Genomic DNA, 1,688 nt, shown 5'->3' with positions numbered 1-1,688 from the left:
GATGACGTGTCGTTTAAGGAGGTGATCCAGCCGCAGGTTCCCCTACGGCTACCTTGTTACGACTTCACCCCAGTCATGAACCACACCGTGGTGATCGCCCTCCGAAGTTAGGCTAACCACTTCTGGTGCAGTCCACTCCCATGGTGTGACGGGCGGTGTGTACAAGGCCCGGGAACGTATTCACCGTGACATTCTGATTCACGATTACTAGCGATTCCGACTTCACGGAGTCGAGTTGCAGACTCCGATCCGGACTGAGACCGGCTTTATGGGATTAGCTCCACCTCGCGGATTCGCAACCCATTGTACCGGCCATTGTAGCACGTGTGTAGCCCTACCCGTAAGGGCCATGATGACTTGACGTCGTCCCCACCTTCCTCCGGTTTGTCACCGGCAGTCTCCCTAGAGTTCCCGACCGAATCGCTGGCAAATAGGGACAAGGGTTGCGCTCGTTACGGGACTTAACCCAACATTTCACAACACGAGCTGACGACAGCCATGCAGCACCTGTCTGAGAGTTCCCGAAGGCACCAATCCATCTCTGGAAAGTTCTCTCGATGTCAAGGGTAGGTAAGGTTCTTCGCGTTGCATCGAATTAAACCACATGCTCCACCGCTTGTGCGGGCCCCCGTCAATTCATTTGAGTTTTAACCTTGCGGCCGTACTCCCCAGGCGGTCGACTTATCGCGTTAACTGCGCCACAAAGCTCTCAAGGAGCCCAACGGCTAGTCGACATCGTTTACGGCGTGGACTACCAGGGTATCTAATCCTGTTTGCTACCCACGCTTTCGCACCTCAGCGTCAGTGTCAGTCCAGAAGGCCGCCTTCGCCACTGGTATTCCTCCCGATCTCTACGCATTTCACCGCTACACCGGGAATTCTACCTTCCTCTCCTGCACTCTAGCCTGACAGTTCCGGATGCCGTTCCCAGGTTGAGCCCGGGGCTTTCACAACCGGCTTATCAAGCCGCCTACGCGCGCTTTACGCCCAGTAATTCCGATTAACGCTCGCACCCTCCGTATTACCGCGGCTGCTGGCACGGAGTTAGCCGGTGCTTCTTCTGTGAGTGATGTCCTCCCTCGAGGGTATTAACCTCAAGGCTTTCTTCCTCACTGAAAGTGCTTTACAACCCGAAGGCCTTCTTCACACACGCGGCATGGCTGGATCAGGCTTTCGCCCATTGTCCAATATTCCCCACTGCTGCCTCCCGTAGGAGTTCGGGCCGTGTCTCAGTCCCGATGTGGCTGATCATCCTCTCAGACCAGCTACGGATCGCAGCCTTGGTGAGCCGTTACCTCACCAACTAGCTAATCCGACATAGGCTCATCCGATAGCGCAAGGTCCGAAGATCCCCTGCTTTCCCCCGTAGGGCGTATGCGGTATTAGCCTGGGTTTCCCCAGGTTATCCCCCACTACCGGGCAGATTCCTATGCATTACTCACCCGTCCGCCGCTCGACGCCTCCTAGCAAGCTAGGATCGTTTCCGCTCGACTTGCATGTGTTAGGCCTGCCGCCAGCGTTCAATCTGAGCCATGATCAAACTCTTCAGTTTAAAGTCTGATAGTCCGTTAAGCGGACCAAACTTGGCTCAAGGTTCAAACGTCTCGTTTGACGAGTCGCTTGCCTTGATATTTCAGTGACAGTGTCACTGACTCATCGGCAAGCGCCCACATGAATTACCTGATCAA

The 1,688-nt window shown here is 55.2% G+C and carries 1 rRNA gene; it reads right to left on the bottom strand.

What is annotated here, in order from left to right:
• Positions 1–14: 14 nt before the first annotated feature.
• Positions 15–1,552 (bottom strand): 16S ribosomal RNA (locus KUW00_RS14865).
• Positions 1,553–1,688 lie beyond the last annotated feature (136 nt).

Source organism: Halomonas sp. DP5N14-9 (assembly GCF_019802175.1).
Taxonomy (GTDB): Bacteria; Pseudomonadota; Gammaproteobacteria; order Pseudomonadales; family Halomonadaceae; genus Halomonas; species Halomonas litopenaei.
Note: the sequence above shows the minus strand (reverse complement) of the source record. Positions and strands in the feature narration are given on the sequence as shown.